The following is a 15176-nucleotide window of genomic DNA, read 5'->3' on the forward strand; positions in this document are numbered from 1 at the left end:
TTTGTCGAGAGTTCGACCGATGGCATAGTCATTCAAATCCTTAGGGGTGATACCTTCTCCAAAGAAAAACTCTGTATCAATCCCACGGAACCGGTCTTTGATAAGACTCAAAGGTGCGCGTATATCAAAAAAGGTAGCCAGAATGACTGCTTTCGCCAAGTGACCCGGTGTGACTTTGCACTGTTCATCATCCCACTCCACAGATTCATTGATGAAATCCACGAAGCCTATCGTCTCTAATATCTTGTTGGCCAGTGCTAAGATTAGCGGAATAGTGTGCCTTTGTTCCTCTACTCCATGAACATATTTCCTTTTGACAGGCTTTCGACTGCGTTTTGGTCTTGCTTTTTGTTTTTTAGATTTTTTTGCCATGATGAGACACCTCCCACCCAAAGGTAGACTTTTAATGGCCCGAATTTGTGAGGCTTTAGGTTTTTCGGAAGAGTATATCGGGGGTCTCTTAGATATGTTAATATCTATAGCACAACATGAACGAACGATCGTGGAGTTCGCTAATCGTTTAACAAATCTGGAAGAACAAATGAAGTCTTCTTATAAGAATAAGGACAGTAATGCTGTGACCCTTACTACGATCCATTCAGCCAAGGGTTTGAAATGGGAAGAGGTCATTGTAATTGATCTTGTCGAAGGGATTATTCCCGAGAGAGAGACGATCAAGGCCGAACAAAGTGGGCAGAAAGAATTAATAGAAGAGGAAAGACGCCTCTTCTATGTGGGGATGACTAGGGCCAAACGACATTTGACCCTCTGCTCAGTGGATTATTATCATCAAAAACGCGTTAAGGTGTCCCGTTTTGTCCGCGAGGTTTCGTATGTATTATCCGGAAAAAATCCCCAAGAAATTAGCAAAAATGAAGAACCAACACTCCAGAGCGATTTGGTTGCCGGGTTAGTAGTTCAACATAAAGCCTTTGGAGAGGGAGTTATCATTAAAGAAGAGGGGAATGTAATTCTTGTCCGCTTCAAGGACGGTACCCAACGTTCCTTTCTGAAAGACATCTGCGATCAAATGAAGTTGATTTGGGCTGTTTGATTTACAGATAACGACTTCAACATCGTAATGTCGGTGCTTCGTGTTATTATCGATGTAGAGTATGAAGCGGATCAAAAACTCAAGTTGACTTTTGTCAGATTTGCGAGCGACTGTGATGGTTGCTGCATCAGGGATCGGATCTCCATCAAATCGAATCCGTTGATGAAGCTTCACGCTACCCTTGGTTTTTCTAAAGTCAGCCCATAAATATTGGGTAAGGCAAAGAGTTATGGTCGAGGCATCGATTAAATAGAGACGGCCTAACGATTGACGAAGAGCATTGTAACCCAGTTTTAATCCTAACGTTTGCACAACGCTTTTATGGATAATATCTGTGACTTCGGGCGACATGTCTCTGAATCGACGAGAAATCTGAGAAGTGCTAATGGATTCCAGATGGATGGCTTCGGCAAACGCATCTTTGTTTAAACTGTTGCTGATCTCGGCCAGACTTTTATATTGTCGCATTTCTGCATTCATCACAAGTTGGACGAGTTGTACCGTTTTCAACTTTTTAACATATTTATCGACCGACTCAACTGTTTCGCTAATTTTTCGCCAAAGATCTTGAGATAAAATGGGTCCTAACAATTGAAAAAATGTGGATTCCGTGGTATTCTTGTCCTGCATTTTAACTCTCCTTATAGTTAGAGTTGGACAAGAACTACTCCACCTCTAATTATAAGGCTTTTTTATGCCGAAATACAGGTATTTTGGCACATTAGCGTTAGTTATCATTAGTTTACACGATATATCTCACCAAGGATTAACTTGACAAATACCCATCAACTTTATGCAAGGCTAGTGAATGAAATTAGTAAACTGGTTCCCCGAGGAACAAAGCTGCCACAGGTTGATGCAATAAGAGATACACTTAAAGTCGTGGATATAGACGGGCTAAAACAAATCAATCAATACATAGTAAAAAAGACGATTAAGAATAAGGTTTTTGAAAACGGAACCATTGACGGATATACTGTGGCTACTATTGACGGAACAAAATTCTTCGGGAGCAATAAGAATCTCCTTATCGTAAATATGTTTGACTAGACCTTCTAAGATATGAATGTAAATTTGAGTGACTTTGGGGTTTGCATCCCCATGTGGGCTTGGGTTTTTTTAATTCCATTACCATTGTTCATCATTGAAGAGGCCTTCGAGTGACGAAAATGGGGAGAGTGGAATTTCCCCTTGACCTGAGCTCTTTTGCCGACATTAACAATGATTTGCCTAAATCGTTCTTTGCCAAAGGTGAGGAAGGATTAGCGGAAGCTGGTAAGCTCAGGGAAGGCTGCCTGTTCAATGCAATGATTATTGAAGAAAAGGGATTTTCTTTTGTCCAAAGCATTAACTTAGCATCATAGAAAGGGGGGGCATGAACATGCTCCCTTCCATTTCGGAAGTAGCAATTCAGCACGGGCTTCAAATGAACGACCGCACATCCAAAAGCGTAAAGGACTTACGCTTTAAATGCCCGTTCTGCCAGGCCGACGATAAGAGAACAGATAAATATTATCTTTCTCTGAACACGAATGACAACGTGTTCCATTGTTGGTCTTGTCACGAACACGGGGGAGTTTTAAGCTCATAGCTTTGTTGGAGCATTCTTCGATCGAAGAAGTGAAGAGGAATCTGTGGGGAGAAACAAAGGCCCCATGCAAGCCCCTTCATCCAGCCGAACGCCTTACCCCTGCACAACTTAAAGCCATGGTTAGCTGAAAAAGGTTATGTGGTTACAGCTGTTGACATTTCCGCAGAAATGATGGAGCGGGCCAAGAAAAAGATTTCTGAATTGGGTTTACAAGTAAAATGGTGTCGATATGACATTGCAAAAATAATGATAACATAGGCGAATATCATGGTATCTTTCAGAATATTCAAAATATAATATATTAATTCAAAATATATAAGGGGGAAGCTACTTTGGATATTGATATGAATGGATTAGGATCTCAGTATATTAAAAGAAGCTTCGAGTCTCTTACTGATGATTTAGAATTCTTATTTGAACGATTACACGTGCCAGTCTGTTTAGCTGCAGTGTTGATTGACGGACCTAATACTGCTATTTCCAGAGATCTCCTGCGGAAAACCTGTGACTCATTGCCCATTCGTTACTCCGAGTATTTGCTACCTCAAAATATCGGGTTGGAAAAGGTAGTTGCATTAATTGAGTCGCTAAATCGGGAAAAAGATATTCATGGGCTGATCATCGAAGTGCCATCCTCTCTTGAGTCCAAGTTAAATCTATTGTATGACTATATAAGTCCACAAAAAAATATTCGATTGAACGATGAAGATTACCATAAAATAGAAAAGTTTGGCCTTGATCCGCATGAAAAGTATATTTTAAGTATTCTCATGATGCTCGAAAAAGCCTTTAATACTGCCGTCTATCAAGCATAGTAAGTGGTCCTTGCGGAGGCGCTCTCAATGGAAAGTGCGAAGTTAACTCCTTATCATCATGTGTTTGGAATGAACTATTTTTTCGATGGGCAAAAATGAATTCGCCGGTATCGTTACCACAGTTTTGCAAAGATTATGATCGTCCAGTAATTTTAAACCAAGAGGGAATACTCAATGCCCTTTGAAGAAGATTTGCGTAAAAAGGACTTTCTGATAACAGCGGAATTACTCCCGCCACGTGGTACAGAGGTTACCGAACTCTTAAAACAGGCAGAAGAATTGAAACCTTATGTCGATGCTTTCATTCTTCCCGATAATCCTGGCGCCAAATTGCGGGCGGCACCTCTGGGATTAGTGCATATCCTTCAATCCGAAGGTTTTGAGACCCTGCCGGGATCGAAACAGACTTGCTTGCAAGCTGATCTTTTGGCAGCCGGAAGCTTGGGTATCCGAAATGTCCTCGCAGTTACCGGGGATCATAATTTGCTTGGCGATCATCCTGCCAGCAAACCGGTTTATGATTTGGATTCTGTCCAACTCCTGGCATTAGTAAAAAACCTAAATATGGGGCTGGATGCTAATGAACGGCCACTGACCATTTTTATGATGGAGAGGATGTGTGTGGACATGTCGGTCATATTTTAATAAATCACCGATGCTGGTAAAGCCATATTCGCTGATTAACGAGATACCACCGAAATTATGGTGATGGCTGTAAATCGTCTCCGTTACTGTTACTCCTAAATTCCCATTAAGAACATGAGTGGCAACGTCGAGGAAAGGGGTAATCTGTTTTGAATGATTGCAAGTTTAAAGTACTTCTCTACTCCGATGGGTCACATCAGGCTTTTTCTGCGGTCGTTTATACTGCCGCACTAGTTCTGAGGTTGTAACTCTAATCACAGCTGCAGTTCTGCAGGTGTTTTTTGTTTCACGAGACCGGTTCCTGTTTTCACAAGCCAAACTATCTTTTTTATATGCCTGAAATGGCAGGTTTGCGCCCTTTTTGGTGTTGGCACGAACCTTGCTTTGTTAAGAATTTATAATTGTTTGGGGGTAAAGGATGTGAACGATTTCCTAGAGTTGCTGGAAGCGGAGAGCGGTCAGCCCATCAGCCGCTGTTATCAGTGCAAGAAGTGCAGCGGCGGCTGTCCGGTAAGCTCCTACACAGACATCAGACCCAACCAGGTGGTGAGGCTGGCCCAGCTGGGGAAGCAGGAGGAGCTGCTCGCCTCGCCGGGAATCTGGTACTGTACGGGCTGCATGACTTGCCAGGCGCGCTGCCCTAATGGCATCAACATTTCGGCAATCCTTGACGTAATCAAGGCCCGGGCCATGAAGGACGGGGATTTGACAGCTGAAAGCTTACCCTTTTTCCACGACTGCTTCCTGGCTTCGGTCAGGCACCACGGCAGAGTATTTGAGCTGGGCATGGTGGCCGGTTACAAATGGCGCTCCAAGAGATGGACCGACGATAAAGGATTGGGAGCCAGGATGTTCCTTAAAGGAAAGTTGGCGCTTCTCCCCAACCGCTGCAGCAACAGCCGGCAAATCCGCGAGATTTTCGAGATAGAAGTAGCACTCCGCAAACAGGAAGGGGGTAAGGACAATGGGTGAGCGGCTTGGTTACTATCCCGGATGTTCCCTGCATACCAGCGCCAGGGAATACGACCTTTCCTGCCGTGCGGTGCTTAAGGCCCTTGGCGTGGACTATGCGGAAATTCCGGACTGGAACTGCTGCGGCGCGAGTTCAGCCCACGGCGCCGGGCATGCCCTCAGCCGGGCCCTGCCCCTGCGCAACCTGATGATCGCCGAGGATGTGGGAGAAGAACTGATAGTGCCCTGTGCGGCTTGCTACAGCATCTTGCGCTCCACCACCGGCTATCTGCAGAAAAAATCCGCAGAGGCCAGGGAGCTGCAGGCTAAAGTGGAGCAGGTTCTGGGCAAACCCTACCGGGAAAAAGTCCGGGTAACCCATCCTTTAGACTTGCTAACCAGGCCGGAAATGCTCAACAAGATCAAAGGACAGCTGCGTACTTCGCTGAACGGCATTAAACTTGCCCCCTATTACGGCTGTTTCCTGGTCCGGCCGGAAATTGCCGCCTTCGATAACCAGGAACAGCCTCAGAAGATGGATATTCTGCTGCGGGAAGTGGGGGCTGAAGTGGTCCGCTGGTCCTATAAAACCGAATGCTGCGGCGGCGGAGTAGGGATTACCGAGGGTTCGGTGGCGTCTTCCCTGGTGGAGAAGCTGGTCTGCGAGGCCAGGAAGGCGGGGGCGGAAGCCGTGGTCACGGCCTGCCCCCTGTGCCAGGCCAACCTGGAAGGCAGGCAGACCCAGGGTTTACCGAGTTTCTATTTCACAGAACTGGTGGGCCTGGCCCTGGGGATTTCCGCAAGCAAGCGGTGGTTTAAGTCCCATCTGGTAGATCCAACCTCGGTGTTAACCAAAGTGCAAGGGGGGATATCCGGTGGCAGATAAAGTGGTTGGCGCCGTAATGGTGGTAGGGGGCGGAATTGCCGGCATGCAGTCCGCTCAGGATCTGGCCAATGGGGGATTCTTGGTGCATTTGGTGACCGACGAATCCTCAATCGGCGGCAAAATGGCCCAGTTGGACAAAACCTTTCCCACAAATGAATGCGCCATGTGTCTCTTAGGGCCGAAAATGTCCGACACCTTAAGCCACCCTAATATTCAAATCCATACCTGTTCAACTTTGACCAAAGTCGAAGGTGATGCAGGTAACTTTAAGGCCACGCTGGTAGAGGCCCCGCGCTACGTAAATATGGCCGAGTGTACGGCCTGCGGGGATTGTGAGCAGGTCTGCCCGGTTGAGGTAGGGGATCGCTTCAACGAGGGCTCCATGCAGCGCAAAGCAATCTATAAGCTGTTTCCCCAGGCGGTGCCCAACAAGTACCTGGTGGAAAAAAGCGGCACACCTCCCTGCCGGGGCACCTGCCCGGCAGGCTGTAACGTCCAGGGTTATGTAGCATTGCTCTCCAAAGGAAAGTTCGGCGAGGCCTTGGAGGTTATCAGGAGGCGCATGCCCTTTGCCGGGGTTTGCGGACGGATCTGCCACCATCCCTGTGAAGGGGAATGCAACCGCAAGCAAGTCGATGAGCCCATCGCCATCGCCCAGTTGAAACGCTCTGCGGCGGACTACGGTTGGGTTGAAGCGGCGGAACAGAACCTGTTGGTCAAACTGCCCGCAGAATTCTTGCTGGATGAACAGGGCAATCCCTTAAAAACAGCTGTAATCGGGGCAGGTCCCGGCGGCCTGGCAGCAGCCAAGGACCTGGCTGAGCTGGGTTACCAGGTGACTGTCATTGATGCCCTGCCGGAAGCCGGCGGGATGCTGCGGGCCGGAATTCCCCGCTACCGTCTGCCCGGGGAGATTGTTAGCCGTGAAACCCAGGCCATCTTAGACCTGGGAGTGACCTTTAGGCCCAATACCAGGGTCGGGGTAGACGTATGCTTTGCGGACTTGCAATCAGAATTTGATGCAGTGCTTGTTGCAACAGGTTTTCAAAAGGGCCGTTCGCTGCCCATCCCGGGGAACGAACTCAAGGGAGTGGAACTGGGGGTCGAGTTCCTCCGGGCGGCTGCCTTGGGTGAAACACCGGCAGTAGGCAGGAAAACAGTGATTATCGGCGGGGGCAACGTAGCTATAGATACGGCCCGCACCGCTCTGCGGCTGGGGGCAGGGGAAGTTCACCTCTACTGCCTGGAAGATTATGAGCATATGCCGGCTCACCGATGGGAGATCGATGAGGCCGAGGAAGAAGGGGTGTGCGTTCACGCCGGTTGGGGACCCAAAGAAATCCTTGGCAAAAACGGCGGAGTGATCGGAGCAAGTTTCAAACGCTGCACCCGGGTCTTCGATGAAAATGGACAATTCAATCCGGCCTATGATGAACTGCAAACGGAAATGATCAGCGCCGACTGCGTTGTCCTTTCCATCGGCCAGGCCAGCGACCTGTCCTTCCTGGACGGAACAGGGCTGGAAACCAACCGGGGCGTGATTAAGGTTGATAAACTGACATACGCCACCAACCAAGCAGGGGTGTTCGCCTGCGGGGATATCGTCAGCGGGCCTGCTTCTGTGGTCGCTGCCGTCGGCGCCGCCCATGAAGCGGCTGAATCCATCCACCGTTTCCTCCAGGGTCAGGACCTCAGGCAGGGCAGGAGTCTGGCGAGACCGGAACCGGTGGGAGTACCTGAAGGTTTGAAGGTGAAGGTTGCTGCCCGGCAAAACCAAGCCCAGGCGGATCCCGCACGGCGGGTCAGGGATTTCGCTGAAGTCTATCAAGGTCTGACCCGGGAGCAGGTTATCAACGAGGCTAAACGCTGCCTGAACTGCGGGATTTGCTCCGAATGCCTGCAGTGCGTCAAGGCATGCAAGAAAAAGGCTATTGACCATTCGGCAGAACCCCAGGTTTATGAATTGGCCGTGGGGGCCGTAATCCTCTCTCCAGGTTACCAGGTGGAATCGGGAAACCTGAGGGGCGAGTACGGCTACGGCATCTATGAAAACGTCATGACCTCCCTGGAGTATGAACGTCTGCTTAGTTCCACCGGGCCTACCCAGGGCCATGTGCTGCGGCCTTCGGACCGCAAAGCGCCGCAGAAAGTCGCCTTTATCCAATGCGTAGGCTCGCGGACCTGTAATAAGGGAACAGAATACTGCTCTTCCATCTGCTGTATGTATTCGACCAAAGAAGCCATCATCTCCCGTGAACACGATGCCAACATCCAGCCGGCGATATTCTACCTGGACATGAGGTCCTACGGCAAGAACTTTGACAAGTACGTTAAATCAGCCAAGAAAAACGGGGTGCGTTATGTGCGCACCATGATCTCCAGCGTCAAGGAAGATCCCGTGAGCGGCAACCTGGTCATTAAATACCTCCAGGACAGTAAAATCGTGGAGGAAGAGTTCGAATTGGTGGTCCTGGCCATGGGGGTTAAACCGCCGAAGGCTGCTGGGGAACTGGCCCGTGTTACGGGGATAAACTTGAATGAATACGGCTTTGCCCATACCAACCCGCTGGACCCGATTCAGACATCCAGACCGGGCGTTTTCGTGGCGGGAGCTTTCCAGGGTCCCAGAGATATTCCCGAGACCGTGATGAACGCCAGCGCTGCTGCCGCTGTTGCAGGTGCTCTCCTGGCTGACGGACGTAACCAGCTGGTTACTCCCAAGGTCTATCCTCCGGAACGCGATGTCAGCGGGGAAGCAGCCAAAGTGGGTGTGTTTGTCTGCCACTGCGGCATCAACATCGGTTCCATCGTAGACGTTCCCGGCACTGTAGCCTATGCCAGGACCCTGCCCGGCGTGGTCCACGCCGAGGAGTTCCTCTACACCTGTTCCCAGGACTCCGTCAAACACATTGAAGACTTAATCAACGAGCAAGGGCTTAACCGGGTAGTGGTGGCTTCCTGCACCATCAGGACGCATCAGCCCCTGTTCCGAGAGGCCTTAAGGGAGGCCGGATTAAACCAGTTCCTGTTCGAAATGGCCAATATCCGGGACCAGTGCTCATGGGTGCACAGGGCTGAACCAAAACGGGCTACGGTTAAAGCCAGGGACTTGGTCCGGGCGGCAGTGGCCAAGGTCAAGGGCCATGCGCCCCTGCACCTGGAACCGGTGCCGGTAGTCCCCAGGGCTCTGGTTATCGGAGGCGGGATAGCCGGAATGACGGCCTGTCTGACCTTTGCCAAGCAGGGATTCGAGTCTTACCTGGTGGAACGGGAGCAGGTCCTGGGCGGCAACCTGCGCGAACTGCGCTTTGGGGAAGACGGCCAGGACGCACAGGAATATATGCTTGAGGTGATCGACAAAGTCCAGTCCAATCCCTTGATTCAGGTGTTTACTCAAACGGAACTCCTGGATATTACCGGTCACCAGGGACACTTTGTCAGCGCCATGAAGACTGGGGACCTGCGCCAGGAGGTGCACCACGGGGTGGTTGTCGTGGCCACTGGCGGCAGGTTGTCGGAAGCAAACCCGGTTTACGGAATGGATAAAGACCCCAGAATCATCACCCTGGCAGAGCTGGAAGAAAAACTCCACGCCCTGCAGCAGGTGCAGGAAGGCAAGCCGCTGTTAGCCTATCGCGAATCGCTGGGCAAATGGCGCGAAGCAGCCATTATCCTCTGCGCCAGCGCCGGGGAGGAGCTGCCCTACTGCAGCAGGAGCTGCTGCACCCAGGGCATCTCCAACGCCATCAGGCTGAAGCAGCAAAATCCTCAGGGCACGGTCTATGTGCTGCACCGCGAAATCCGCACCTACGGTTTCCTGGAGAGCTACTACAAGCTGGCCCGGGAAATGGGGATAGTCTTCGTCCGCTACTCCCCGGATAAGCTGCCGGCCCCGGAAATTGGCGCGGAGCTGTCGATTAGGGTGGCAGACCTGGATTCAGAAATGGAATTTCTGATCAAACCGGACCTCTTGGTCTTGGCACAGGGTTTTGAAGCGGCCGAGGGCGCCAGGGAACTGGGCACCCTGCTCAAAGTGCCGCTGAATGAAGACAGCTTCTTCATGGAAACCCACGCCAAGCTGGGACCGATGGATTTTCCAGGCTCTGGAATGTTCCTCTGTGGAGCTGCCCACTCGCCCAAGTTTGTCAGCGAGGCCATCTATCAGGCCCAGGGGGCAGTGGCCCGGGCAGTGACCATCCTGGCTAAGCCCCACCTGATGGTGGGTGGGGTGGTTGCCAAGGTGGAAGCGGAAAAATGCGCTGCCTGTCTGACCTGCGTCCGGGTTTGCCCCTACAGCGTACCGAAGATCGGGCCCAAAATGGTTGCGGAAATCGAAGCTGTCCAGTGCCACGGGTGCGGCACCTGCGTCGGCGAGTGCCCGGCCAAAGCCATTCAACTCCAGCACTACACCGACGAACAAATGTTGGCCAAAATCTCCGCGGTTGGGAGGACTGAGTAATGGAAAAGCGCGAGAGTGGAAATAGGGAAAGTTTCTATCCCAAAATCATTGCCTTCTGCTGTTACTACTGCGCCTATTCGGCCGCCGACCTGGCAGGGTCGCTGCGCCTGCAGTACCCGCCAACGGTGCGGATGATCGAACAGCCCTGTTCCGGCAAAGTGGATATCCGTCTCCTGCTGCAAGCCTTTGAGGACGGAGCGGACGGGGTGTACGTGGCGGGCTGCATGGAGGGGGATTGCCACTTCCTCAAAGGCAACATCAGGGCCAAAAAACGGGTTAACGCCGCCAAAATAATCCTCGACAAGGTCGGGGTCGGCGGTGAGAGGCTGGAAATGTTCAACCTGTCGGGCTCCATGGGCCCCAGATTCGCCGAAATAGCCAATGAGATGACGGAAAGAATTTTACGGCTCGGTCCCAACCCGCTGAACACAGCCAGGGCCGAGCGGACCACAAAGGGAGAGGAGGGAGACCCTAAATGATCGTAGCGGAAGCGAAACCGTTGGAGGAAATCCTGGAGTCCCTGCAGGGAATGTCAAAGGTTTTGGTAGTGGGTTGCGGCGGCTGCGTGTCGGTCTGCCTGGCCGGCGGAGAAAAGGAAACGGGAATTCTGGCCAGCACCCTGCGCATGAAGCGCGAGCTTATGGGCGACTCCCTAGAAACTGTGGAGGAAACCCTGACCCGCCAGTGCGATCCCGAATACGTGCAGCAGCTGGCCAAAAAGCTGGAAGGTATTGACTGCATCCTTTCCCTGGCCTGCGGAGTGGGTGTACAGTTTCTAGCGGAACAATTCCCCCAAACCTGGGTGGTTCCGGCCCTGAATACCATGTTCGCCGGTGCGACCATGGAGCACGGACTTTGGGAGGAACGTTGCGGGTTGTGCGGGGAATGTGTGCTGGCCCGGACCGGCGGGGTATGTCCGGTAATCCGCTGTGCCAAGAGCCTCTTAAACGGTCCCTGCGGCGGTTCGCAGAATGGCAAATGCGAAGTGAAGCCCAACGAATGCGCCTGGCAGTTGATTTACAACAGGGTGAGCGAGCTGGGCAGGTTGGAACTGCTTCTGGACGTGGCTGGGGCCAAGGACTGGTCTAAGTCCAGGGACGGCGGTCCCCGCAAAATGGTCAGAGAGGATGTGAAGATCGATGGCTGAGGAAAAGAGCAAACTGCAGAGCCTGTTCGAGCAGGGCGAATTTGCAGTAACCTGCGAGATCGGCCCGCCGAAAAACGCCCAGGGAGACGGCATCCGCAAGCACACCGAACACCTGAAGCCATTTGTGGACGCCGTAAACCTCACCGACAACCAGACAGCCATCGTCAGGCTTTCCAGCATCGGGGCCGGTGTGCATGTTCTGGCGGCAGGCGGCGAACCCATTATCCAGATGACAACCCGCGACCGCAACCGCATAGCCTTGCAGAGCGATTTGCTGGGGGCCTACAGCCTGGGGGTGCGCAACGTGCTCTGTCTCTCGGGGGATCACCAGACCTTTGGCAACCATCAAGGAGCGAAAAACGTCTATGATCTGGATTCCATCCAGTTAATCCAAACTGTAAAAGACATGCGGGAAGCCAAAGTGTTCCAATCCGGGGAAGTAATCAAGCAGGGGGAGCCACGGTTTTTCATCGGGGCGGTCGCCAATCCCTTCGCCGACCCCTTCGAGTTCCGGGTGCTGCGGCTGGAAAAGAAAATCCGGGCAGGCGCCCAGTTCATTCAAACCCAGTGCATCTTCGACATGGAGCGCTTTGAAGCCTTCATGGATCTGGCCCGCAAGCGGGGCCTCCACCAGCAAGCCTATATTATGGCCGGGGTAATGCCCATCAAGTCCGCTAAGGTGGCTAAGTATATGCAGAAAAACGTTTCCGGCATGCTGGTCCCCGATGGGATTGTGGAAAGAATGAGCAAGGCTGTGGACCAACCGGCCGAGGGCGTCAAACTTTGCATCGAGCAGATCAAACATTTGCGGACCATTCCCGGAGTACGGGGAGTTCATATCATGGCAGTGGCCTGGGAAGAAATTGTGCCGGAAATCGTCAAAGGAGCGGGGCTGTTACCAAGGCCTTAAGAAAAGTGCCTGATGTGTTCTTTTGAAGACAGATCACTTTTGGAAGCGTCAGATTTAAAACATATCAAAGAATTAGGCTATCAGCGTCAAATGTATTGATGAAAGAGGTATTTGACATGAATGATTCTAAGTTTAAAGTACTTCTCTACTCCGATGGTTCACACCAGGCGTTTTCTGCAGCTGTTTATACAGCCACGCTATTAAAGAATATGCCTAATATGCATTTGACCATCGTGCAGGTACATGAAGCTGATGGAGGTTCACTGGGGACAGAATATAGTTGGAAAGAGTTGAGGCCTAGGTACAAAAGATATTCTTGGGGGTGTTCTAAAGGGAATGTATATAGTTGGATAGACACTTGGCCGGTTAGCCCTACCTCTGACTGGATGAGGCGCGTGCTCGATGAAGGTGATTCGGCCATAAGAAAACAATATTCTAAAATACTTACCAAAACTAACGAAATATTTTCAAAGAAAGGGCTCAACGTCAAGCATGAGGAATTATGTTCCGATTACAGTATTTCCGACACATCTGACATATCCCAAATAGCAGATGTAATTCTTGATTATGCAACAAAAGGTTCATTTGAATTAATAATTATGGGTACGCGGGGGCTTTCTACCTTACATAGGCTGATTTTTGGTAGTTTAGCGTATACAGTGTTAAACAAATCCCCTATACAGGTGTTGTTAATTAAGAAACTTCCTCAATACATTATTGATAGTTACTTGGCAGACACTGAGCACTAAGAATAATCTTGAGAGAAAGCACTGGAGGCGACAACCCAGTGCTTTTTTGTTGTCCAACAGTGAAAAAGTATCATAGAGAAATATTAAAAACATTTGAGGGTCTGCGCGTACTGTCGCGTGTCTACAGATATGAAAGAACAGGAAGCGAGTTTTGAATCACACGTTGAGACCGTGGTAAGTATAAGAAAACAGACACTCTGAAAGACGCTTGTGGTGCGGCTTTGAGAAAGCATATAGTCTTTTTAGGGTGACGTAGCGTGTGGAGAACTATATTCTGCGAGATCATTTGGTCTAGCCTTTTAGATTATTTCAAGCATCGATAAATGTTTCCAAAATATTCACATTGTACTTCCCCATTTGTCAAGAATGAAAATAGTTTCATTTTGCTGAAGTCTTATAACAATACCCCAAACTCATCATCGACGTCGGTTACCCAAATAACTAAATCGGATTTTTGATCAACTAAGAATTCGTATGACCTATGAACAACAGCACTTTAGCCTCTACCACGGTCAAACCATTGATTTCACTGGTTTTTTTACCGATTTCAAAAGTGTATCAAATTCGGAGTTATTTAACGTTTTTGTCCAACCTCACTTTCTGCTAAAATTAGAAGGGAAGAGAGGTCGAAATGAGAAAGAACTACTTTGCAAAATTTCCATCGACCGAGGAAATCCCATGGGCAAGCGTGACTATGCCATTATCCTTTTGGCCTGCCGTCTTGGCTTAAGGTGTACGGATATCAAAAATCTTACAATGGACAACTTCCACTGGGAAGACAAAAAACTGATCTTCGTGCAGTCAAAAACAAGGACGACATTATCCCTTCCACTGACAGCAGAGGTTGGATGGTCTGTCATTGATTATCTGAAGTACGGTCGCCCAAACGTAGAAAGTCGGTGTGTCTTCGTGAGACATCTTGCTCCATTTCTTCCTTTTTCGGAAAGTGACCACTTACACCAGATGATTGCAAAATACATGCAACTTGCACATCTGCCCACCTTAAGAAAGAGGACGGGGATGCACTCACTTCGCCATTATGTAGAGCCTCAGATTATGGGGAGCTCTACATAATCGCCACACTTTGGCCAGTTTACTGCTAGAAAACGATACTCCACTTCCTGCCATTTCTGATATCCTTGGGCATGTTGATACGGAATCTACGGCGGTCTATTTGAAAGTAGATATCAAAAGGCTCAAGGCATGTCCTTTGGATTTAGTGGAGGATATGGCATGATAGATATCACTTATTATGGGTCATTTAAAGAACACATAAAAAACCATGTCGAGTTGAAGCAGGCTGTCGGGTATAAATATATCGCAGAAGCAGAGCATCTAAAGCGTTTTGATACGTTTACACTGGAAAAATACAGTTTTAGTACGACTCTGACAAAGGAAATTGTGTTGGACTGGTGCAGTAAAAAGCCCTATGAATCACAGGCAAACCAGTGCACACGAGCCTCTATTATTCGTCAATTCAGCAGATACTTTGACAGCATCGGTGTTGCAGCCTACATTATGCCGAATGGTTATTGGACTAAACCGCTATCGCGGTAGTTAAGCCCCGTTGAAGTTTGTGAATACACTCCAGTTTAGTGCAAATTCCGATGATAGCTCTTTGTTATATATTGGGCATTTTAAAATTATGTGCAGTTTTACTGCTAATAAATTTTAAGGAGAATGCACCATGAAAAACAAGGAACAAATTTTATTACGGATGAAAGAAGACATCCTGCTTCGGGGGCTGTCACAAAACACGCTAGAAAGCTATACATCACATGCTCGAATTTTCCTTGATTACTGCAACCGTCCGACAGAACAACTAAACGAACACGACATCCGCAATTTCTTATGGTATTTGATTAAAGAGAATAAATCCTCGCCTGGAACTGTGAATACTTACAGCGCAGCCATACGGTTTCTCTTTGCCGTAACATTTAATAGAACTCTTAATTATCTTCAGATTCCG

Annotated in this window: 19 protein-coding genes and 1 pseudogene; 19 read left to right on the top strand and 1 reads right to left on the bottom strand. The window is 49.7% G+C overall.

All coding sequences use genetic code 11. The features are described 5' to 3' along the window. Window positions 1-372, bottom strand: a 372-nt coding sequence (locus JL57_RS31575; RefSeq protein ID WP_034142689.1) for a DUF4277 domain-containing protein, incomplete at its 3' end; no start/stop codon positions are given. 34 nt (window positions 373-406) lie between these two features. On the opposite strand from JL57_RS31575, the gene JL57_RS31580 reads away from it, so the two are divergent. The 19 genes and pseudogenes from JL57_RS31580 to JL57_RS31655 form a co-directional block, all read left to right on the top strand. Next, window positions 407-1054, top strand: a complete 648-nt coding sequence (locus tag JL57_RS31580; RefSeq protein ID WP_034145838.1) for a 3'-5' exonuclease — start codon at window positions 407-409, stop codon at window positions 1052-1054. Window positions 1055-1858: 804 nt separating this feature from the next. Beyond that, window positions 1859-2104 carry a hypothetical protein gene (locus JL57_RS31585; protein WP_291300821.1) on the top strand — a complete coding sequence of 82 codons (246 nt, stop codon included), beginning with the start codon at window positions 1859-1861 and terminating at the stop codon, window positions 2102-2104. Between the two features lie 110 nt (window positions 2105-2214). Continuing rightward, window positions 2215-2418 (top strand): hypothetical protein, encoded by a 204-nt coding sequence (locus JL57_RS31590; protein ID WP_034145839.1) that lies wholly within the window; start codon window positions 2215-2217, stop codon window positions 2416-2418. 398 nt (window positions 2419-2816) lie between these two features. Beyond that, on the top strand, window positions 2817-2903 hold the full coding sequence (locus JL57_RS36750) for a hypothetical protein (RefSeq protein ID WP_366557143.1): 87 nt from the start codon (window positions 2817-2819) through the stop codon (window positions 2901-2903). A gap of 74 nt (window positions 2904-2977) precedes the next feature. After that, window positions 2978-3460 carry a tetrahydrofolate dehydrogenase/cyclohydrolase catalytic domain-containing protein gene (locus tag JL57_RS31600; protein ID WP_034145841.1) on the top strand — a complete coding sequence of 161 codons (483 nt, stop codon included), beginning with the start codon at window positions 2978-2980 and terminating at the stop codon, window positions 3458-3460. After that, complete coding sequence (locus JL57_RS36755) at window positions 3457-3645, top strand: methylenetetrahydrofolate reductase C-terminal domain-containing protein (RefSeq protein WP_366557144.1); 189 nt, start codon at window positions 3457-3459, stop codon at window positions 3643-3645. Before JL57_RS31600 ends, JL57_RS36755 begins: the two co-directional genes overlap by 4 nt. Then, window positions 3635-4105 (top strand): methylenetetrahydrofolate reductase, encoded by a 471-nt coding sequence (locus JL57_RS31605; RefSeq protein ID WP_291300822.1) that lies wholly within the window; start codon window positions 3635-3637, stop codon window positions 4103-4105. Before JL57_RS36755 ends, JL57_RS31605 begins: the two co-directional genes overlap by 11 nt. Window positions 4106-4254: 149 nt before the next feature. After that, window positions 4255-4341, top strand: a pseudogene (locus JL57_RS36075) (universal stress protein); the annotation flags it as partial. A 184-nt stretch (window positions 4342-4525) separates the two neighbouring features. Next, entirely contained in the window at window positions 4526-5077 is a 552-nt protein-coding gene (locus JL57_RS31610) for a 4Fe-4S dicluster domain-containing protein (RefSeq protein WP_034145842.1), read from the top strand. Then, window positions 5070-5942 (top strand): CoB--CoM heterodisulfide reductase iron-sulfur subunit B family protein, encoded by an 873-nt coding sequence (locus tag JL57_RS31615; RefSeq protein ID WP_034145843.1) that lies wholly within the window; start codon window positions 5070-5072, stop codon window positions 5940-5942. Before JL57_RS31610 ends, JL57_RS31615 begins: the two co-directional genes overlap by 8 nt. Next, complete coding sequence (locus tag JL57_RS31620; protein ID WP_034145844.1) at window positions 5932-10401, top strand: FAD-dependent oxidoreductase; 4470 nt, start codon at window positions 5932-5934, stop codon at window positions 10399-10401. Before JL57_RS31615 ends, JL57_RS31620 begins: the two co-directional genes overlap by 11 nt. After that, window positions 10401-10880, top strand: a complete 480-nt coding sequence (locus JL57_RS31625) for a hydrogenase iron-sulfur subunit (protein ID WP_034145845.1) — start codon at window positions 10401-10403, stop codon at window positions 10878-10880. The genes JL57_RS31620 and JL57_RS31625 overlap by 1 nt, the downstream gene beginning before the upstream one ends. Continuing rightward, window positions 10877-11548 (top strand): methylenetetrahydrofolate reductase C-terminal domain-containing protein, encoded by a 672-nt coding sequence (locus JL57_RS31630; RefSeq protein ID WP_034145846.1) that lies wholly within the window; start codon window positions 10877-10879, stop codon window positions 11546-11548. The genes JL57_RS31625 and JL57_RS31630 overlap by 4 nt, the downstream gene beginning before the upstream one ends. Further along, the gene (locus JL57_RS31635) at window positions 11541-12458 is read left to right on the top strand and encodes a methylenetetrahydrofolate reductase (RefSeq protein ID WP_034145847.1); all 918 of its coding nucleotides are present in this window, start codon (window positions 11541-11543) and stop codon (window positions 12456-12458) included. The genes JL57_RS31630 and JL57_RS31635 overlap by 8 nt, the downstream gene beginning before the upstream one ends. 116 nt (window positions 12459-12574) lie before the next feature. Beyond that, a complete protein-coding gene (locus JL57_RS31640; RefSeq protein ID WP_034145848.1) occupies window positions 12575-13207 on the top strand; it encodes a universal stress protein in 633 nt (210 codons plus the stop codon). A 678-nt stretch (window positions 13208-13885) separates the two neighbouring features. Further along, window positions 13886-14281 (top strand): tyrosine-type recombinase/integrase, encoded by a 396-nt coding sequence (locus JL57_RS31645; protein ID WP_291300823.1) that lies wholly within the window; start codon window positions 13886-13888, stop codon window positions 14279-14281. A gap of 10 nt (window positions 14282-14291) precedes the next feature. Then, on the top strand, window positions 14292-14444 hold the full coding sequence (locus tag JL57_RS36080) for a hypothetical protein (protein ID WP_291300824.1): 153 nt from the start codon (window positions 14292-14294) through the stop codon (window positions 14442-14444). Continuing rightward, window positions 14441-14764: a hypothetical protein gene (locus JL57_RS31650; protein ID WP_291300825.1), complete on the top strand. Its 324-nt coding sequence runs from the start codon at window positions 14441-14443 to the stop codon at window positions 14762-14764. Before JL57_RS36080 ends, JL57_RS31650 begins: the two co-directional genes overlap by 4 nt. Before the next feature lie 130 nt (window positions 14765-14894). Continuing rightward, window positions 14895-15176: site-specific integrase (locus JL57_RS31655; RefSeq protein WP_034145849.1), on the top strand; the 282-nt coding region annotated here is incomplete at its 3' end.

Source organism: Desulfosporosinus sp. BICA1-9, assembly GCF_000802135.1.

Coding starts and splice junctions, on each gene's coding strand:
- JL57_RS31580 (WP_034145838.1), top strand. CDS start 407: ATGGCCCGAATTTGTGAGGCTTTAGGTTTTTCGGAAGAGTATATCGGG.
- JL57_RS36750 (WP_366557143.1), top strand. CDS start 2,817: ATGGAGCGGGCCAAGAAAAAGATTTCTGAATTGGGTTTACAAGTAAAA.
- JL57_RS31605 (WP_291300822.1), top strand. CDS start 3,635: ATGCCCTTTGAAGAAGATTTGCGTAAAAAGGACTTTCTGATAACAGCG.
- JL57_RS31615 (WP_034145843.1), top strand. CDS start 5,070: ATGGGTGAGCGGCTTGGTTACTATCCCGGATGTTCCCTGCATACCAGC.
- JL57_RS31625 (WP_034145845.1), top strand. CDS start 10,401: ATGGAAAAGCGCGAGAGTGGAAATAGGGAAAGTTTCTATCCCAAAATC.
- JL57_RS31630 (WP_034145846.1), top strand. CDS start 10,877: ATGATCGTAGCGGAAGCGAAACCGTTGGAGGAAATCCTGGAGTCCCTG.
- JL57_RS31635 (WP_034145847.1), top strand. CDS start 11,541: ATGGCTGAGGAAAAGAGCAAACTGCAGAGCCTGTTCGAGCAGGGCGAA.
- JL57_RS31640 (WP_034145848.1), top strand. CDS start 12,575: ATGAATGATTCTAAGTTTAAAGTACTTCTCTACTCCGATGGTTCACAC.
- JL57_RS31645 (WP_291300823.1), top strand. CDS start 13,886: ATGGGCAAGCGTGACTATGCCATTATCCTTTTGGCCTGCCGTCTTGGC.
- JL57_RS31650 (WP_291300825.1), top strand. CDS start 14,441: ATGATAGATATCACTTATTATGGGTCATTTAAAGAACACATAAAAAAC.